The 5,562-nt window shown below is 70.3% G+C and carries 3 protein-coding genes and 1 pseudogene; all 4 read left to right on the top strand.

Annotated features, from left to right (window positions below):
* Nucleotides 1–90 precede the first annotated feature (90 nt).
* Nucleotides 91–525, top strand: a complete 435-nt coding sequence (locus ACFYXB_RS45435; protein ID WP_389591359.1) for an SRPBCC family protein — start codon at nt 91–93, stop codon at nt 523–525.
* 658 nt (nt 526–1,183) lie between these two features.
* Entirely contained in the window at nt 1,184–2,578 is a 1,395-nt protein-coding gene (locus ACFYXB_RS45430) for an SMI1/KNR4 family protein (protein WP_389591357.1), read from the top strand.
* A gap of 852 nt (nt 2,579–3,430) precedes the next feature.
* Entirely contained in the window at nt 3,431–4,981 is a 1,551-nt protein-coding gene (locus ACFYXB_RS45425; RefSeq protein WP_389591356.1) for an FG-GAP and VCBS repeat-containing protein, read from the top strand.
* A gap of 205 nt (nt 4,982–5,186) precedes the next feature.
* Nucleotides 5,187–5,465: pseudogene (locus tag ACFYXB_RS45420) on the top strand (IS701 family transposase); the annotation flags it as partial.
* Nucleotides 5,466–5,562 lie beyond the last annotated feature (97 nt).

The raw sequence follows: 5,562 nt of genomic DNA, 5'->3' as shown, positions 1-5,562 counted from the left end.
CCCTGACGGCGATCCGGCCGCCCCTGCCCCACTCCGCAGGAGTCCGATTCCTCCCCGGCCTAAAGGCCGGGGCATCCTCGGAGGAACCCGGTGACCGTCCAGGCGCCGATCGAGAAGGCGTTCACCGTCTTCACGCAGGGCATGGACAGCTGGTGGCCGCGCGGCCACAAGATCGGCGAGGGGGAGCTGAAGCAGGCGGTCCTCGAAGGCAGGGAAGGCGGTCGCTGGTACGAGATCGACGTCGACGGCAGCGAGTGCGAGTGGGGCCGGGTGCTGACGTGGAAGCCGCCCACCCTCCTGGTGCTGGCCTGGCAGATCGACGCCGCCTGGCGCTTCGACCCGCAGCTGATCACTGAGGTGGAGATCCGCTTCGTCTCCGAAGGGCCGGATCGCACTCGAGTGGAGCTCGAACACCGTGACCTGGACCGCTTCGGCGAAGCCCAAGACGAGGTCCGCGCCGCGTTCGATTCGCCGGGCGGCTGGCCGGGTCTCCTCGACGCGTTCGCCCAGGCAGCAGCGGCATAGCCCCAAGGGGGCATGCCCCCGCGGTGCGGTGCCGGGCATGGTGGCGGAATCTGTGTTGCACACGGCCCTCCCGTCTCGATTGGCAGCGATGTCGGGAGGGCCGTTCTGGTGCGCTCGGAGGCGCTCTTGGTCACGGTAGAGGCGGATGCCGCGGCTGTCGAACGGCGCCTTGCGGCAGCCGAGTTGACCTGTCCGAAGTGCGGCGGGGTCCTGCGCGGGTGGGGTCTCGCGTGCCCGGTCGCTACATCGGGGTTCATCTGCCGAACCTGGGCTGGCCAGCGGATTCGTCTGTTCCTACGAGAAGAGGATCCAGCCCGGAGCAGTGGAACCCGGCGTCCACCCGAGACGACACCCGGGCACTCGGCCTGCCCACCCTCGGCCACCGACAACGAAGTGGGCCCCCGACGGAGTCGGGGGCCCATCACGAAAGTTCGAGGTTAAGGGCTGTCCCGCAAATGATCTCCGTGTCGTCCGCGGCCAGGGCCTGTCTGCGAGCCGGGAGGTGCGGCAAGCGGGGCCGTGGTCGGCGGCTTCCGCGAATTTCCTCGCCGTTCAAGGCAGAGCCGTCGGCGAGGCCGAGTGCCGCTGGGGGAGGGGGCTGTCAGTGCCTCCCGTGATAATCACCTCGCCACGTTGACCACGCCGATCGGAGGCACCTGTGTCCACGCTCCATGAGTTCACGACCTGGGAGCCGCTGCTGCACGTACTGCGGTCCGCTCACTCCGCGACGCCGGGGGCTTTGGGCGGTCACGTTGCCGGACGGATCGGCACCCACGCGTACAGCATGCCGATGCCATGGGGGACGATGTTCACCATGCACGGGCAGGCGCCTGACGCGGCGGACAGACGGCCCGAGTTCGACGCCGTGCAGCGGGTGCGGAGGGCGCTCGCGCAGGCTGACACCGACGGCGTCTCCTTCGTGGCCGGGATGTCCCCGGACGGCCCGGCCGTGCTGCACTTGCTCGACTTCGGGCCCGCCGTGGAGGCCGAGGTCAGCGGGCCGCTCCCGGGTGCGCTTCTGCTGGTCGAAGGCGCCGTGCCCGAGCCCTGGCGCCGGCTGCCCGATCCGGTGCCCGGCGCGAAGCTCTCGCCGGCGGCGGATCCGGCGGCACTGGAGAGCTTCCTGCGCGAACGCCTCCCCGACGCCGTCGGCGCCACGGAGGCGGAGCTGGCGGAAGCGGAGGCACGCCTCGGTGTCGCGATGCCCGACGAGCTCAAGGCGCTGTACCGGGTGACCCGGGCACGGTGGGAGGACTGGAACGACGACTACGAGTCGGCCATGCGGGTCGCCAACGTCGTCGGCTGCCAACTCTTGCCCCTTGACGAGCTGTACATCGCCGACGCCGCCTCACGCTGGTCCCAGTGGCGGTTCGCGGCGATGGAGGCGGAGGCCGTTGACACCCGGTCCGACACAGCGGTGCAGGGGCTGGTCAGCTCACCCGGCTGGATCGTCTTCGGCCACTGGGACGGCGACCGGCTCGCGGTCGACCTGACCCCGGGACCGGGCGGGCACAGCGGGCAGGTCATCGTCCTCACCCGAGAGGAGAGTATCGGCGCGGGCCTGATCGCCGACTCTCTCACCCAGCTGGTGCTCCCCGGACGGCGAAGGCGCAATCCCCGTGGGCGCGCGGACGACGCGCCGTCGGCCGTGGCGCACGTCAACAGCGGCAGTCTGAGAAGCGTCGAAGCCGCCGCGCACCCCGCACTGGAGGTCCTGAGTATCGGCCTGTGGGAGGGCGAACCGTTCAGCCTGGAGCCCGTCGTGGACCTGCCGCGCCTGCGGACCCTGAGGGCCGAACCGGGCACGCTCGCCGACCCGTTGGAGATCTCCCGGCTCACCGGCCTGGAGTTCCTGGAGCTCTGCCCGCAGGACTGGCGCGTGCTCCTGGACGCTGACGCGGTCCCGCGCAGCCTGCTGGCCGCGGGCATTCAGGTGCGCAACGACGTCGACCCCCTGCCGGTCGTGGACCTCGCCAACGAGATCCTCGCCCGCTGGGACCGCCCCTTGGTCACCCGCACCACCCTGGAAGGCAGCCTCGACCCCGTGGCGTAGCCCTGGCTGGCCGGGACGGCGGGGGACGGGGTCAGCCATGCACGGGCCACACGGGCCAGTGGTTCGTGCGCGGCAGCCACCCGTTCTTTCGCTGCTCACGCACCAGCCGGGCGTAGCACTTGCACGTCTTCGGGATCCGGCCGTGCGCGGCGATCATCCGCTCGTTGCTCCTACGACGGTTACCGCTTCAGGCGGCCGCGGACGGATTTGCTTACCTCTGCCGGAAACTACCGGTTGCCGAGGAACATTTACCGGGACTCTTGCAGAAAGCCCCGGCGTTCACGACTCCGTTGGCAAAAGGACAGGGCGGGCATCCCGGCTCGCACTCTGGCTGGGAGTGGATCACTTGACCTGCGGGTCCGTGAGCCAAAGTGACCACCACGGCTGGCGGTTCGTCCCTTTCCCAACGGAGTCCTTTAGGGCCGGGTCAAGTTGACAATTCCTGAAGCATTCTCGTTTCGTCCGACCATTCCGCGGCCTGGTCGAAGTCGAGGCGGCTCGGGCTGACGGCGCTGGCGGTGGCGGTGGTGAAGGTCCTCAGCAGATTCTGGAGAACTCACGGGATCCGCGCCGTGGCAGTTCCCGTCGGCTGATCAAACGTCGAAGGCTGGAGTCACCTCGTATGGCTCCGGCCTTTCGCGTGTGCGCGGCTGTCCTCGCCCCGGGTGCCCGACTCGAAGCGATCTTCTTCGGCGAAAAGGTGATCTTCTTCAGCAAAACAGACATGTCCTCCCGTGCAACCCTTGCTCCCCATGCGGCGTCAAACACGGCGCCGGACATAGGAACGGGGCCTATCCGGACACCCCCGCGCCCCCCGAGCCAGCCGGTCGTATCTGAGCCAAGGAGCCGCTCATGCGCAAGCACCGCTCGGCCGCCGTCGCGGCGGCATCGTTTCTCCTCGTGACGGGCGCGGTCATCGCGACCGCTCCGAGTGTCTACGCCGGAACACCCGGCGGAACACACGCCAACGACCGCAACACCGACTTCAACGGCGACGGGTACGACGACGTGCTCGTCGGTGGCCCCGGGGCGGCGGTCAGTGGGTACAAGGGCGCCGGCATGGTCACCGTGCAGTACGGCGGACCCAGGGGCATCGGCACGACCAGGGTCAAGGCCTTCAGCCAGAACTCCACGGGCGTCCCCGGCGCCGCCGAGACCGGTGACGGCTTCGGCAAGTCGCTGGCCACCGGCGACCTCGACGGCGACGGCTACGACGACGCGATCATCGGCATCCCCGGCGAGGACCTCGGCGCCGTCACCAACGCGGGCGGCGCGGTCGTCCTGTGGGGCACGCCGAACGGCCTGACCGGATCGGCCAGCGACTGGCTGCAGTCCGACGACCTCACCACGGGCGGCAGGTTCGGCGCCTCGCTCGCCGCGGCCCGCTTCGGCGACACCACTCCGGGCGACTTCCTCGCCGTCATGGACTCGGTCGGGCTGACGATCTACACCTTCGAGCCCGCCCCCCAGTCCACCGCCAAGAGCGCGGACGTGCAGGCGCGGCGGTCGGTGCAGAAGTCGCGCACCACGCTCACCTCGCTTCCGCGGAAGACGCTCAGCCAGGCCTCCGTCGCCGACGCGCCGGGCATCCAGCCCAAGTCGATGACCACGGGCGACTACGACAACAACGGCTTCGCCGACCTGGTCGTCTCCGGCACCAGCGTGGGCGACGAGCCGGGCTACGGCTGGTCGTACATCCTGCCCGGCTCCGCATCGAACGAAGAGCCGCTGCCGATCACCGCGGTGCGCGGCGGCCCGGTCGTCGCGTCCGGCGACATCAACCGCGACGGCTATGACGACCTGGTTACCGGCGAGCCGCACAGCCCGGACGACGGCGGCGAGAGCATGACCGGCGGCATGGTCGGTGTCTACTACGGCAGTGCGGACGGGCCCGCCGGCCAGGAGGGGCCGGGCACCCCGCCCGTGTGGTGGACCCAGAACTCGGCGGGCGTGCCGGGCGCGAGCGAGCAGGGCGACGGCTTCGGCACCGACCTCTCCGTCGGCGACAGCAACGGCGACGGATACGCGGACGTGGCGATCGGTGTCGCGGGCGAGGACATCGGCGCCGTCGCGAACGCGGGCGCCGTCACGGTCCTGCGTGGCTCGGTCAAGGGCATGACGTCCACCGGCGCACTGTCCGTGAGCCAGGGCACCGCGAACGTCCCGGGCGCCGTCGAGAAGGGCGACAAGTTCGGCGGCCAGGTCTCCTTCACCGACCCGAACGACGACGGCCGCTTCGGCCTGCTCGCCTCGGCACCCGGTGAGAACACGAACGACGGCTACGTCTGGGTGTTCTCCGCACGCAGCTCGGGCCTGACCACCTCCGGCTCCTGGAACTACGGCCCGAGCGCGTTCGGCGGCCTGCCGACGGACGCGCTGTACGGGGCGGCGATCGACGACTAGGCGGTACATGGCGAGCGGCCCGTACGCGGCCTTCGTACGCGTACGGGCCGACGATGGGCCGCGACGCGTCCGGCGGCGAACCCGTTATGAAGCACCGCCTGCTCTGGCCTCGCGGCCGGGGCATGCGGTGTCGTCGTTCCATGAGAACCAGGAGAGTGGCGCAGGGCGCGGTCGTGTCGGCGTGCGCCGTGCTGCCTTCCGGATAGTCACCACCGGTGCGGGGAAGTTCCGCGCGGATGCCCTGGCCGCGAAGGTGCCGAAGCGGGCCTGGCAGAAGCTGTCGGCAGGGGCCGGCGCCAAGGGGCACCGCTTCTACGGCTGGGCGGTCATCGCCCTGGCCGACCCCTGCCCGGGCCGCCACCAAATGCTGATCCGCCGCAACCGTGCCACCGGCGAACTCGCCTACTGCCGCTGCTTCTCACACCAGCCGGTGCCGCTGACCGAGCTGGTCCGGGTCGCCGGACCCAGATGGCGGGTGGAAGAGACCTTGTGCGCCACGAGGCGCTCTGCCGTATCCCCGGTTCAGCCGGGAGGAATTGGAGGGAGGTTCCTGGGTTCGATGGCTTACCTGATGCCGAAAG

The sequence above is a fragment of the Streptomyces sp. NPDC002619 genome (assembly GCF_042889305.1).
In the GTDB taxonomy this organism is placed as follows: Bacteria; Actinomycetota; Actinomycetes; order Streptomycetales; family Streptomycetaceae; genus Streptomyces.
Note: the sequence above shows the minus strand (reverse complement) of the source record. Positions and strands in the feature narration are given on the sequence as shown.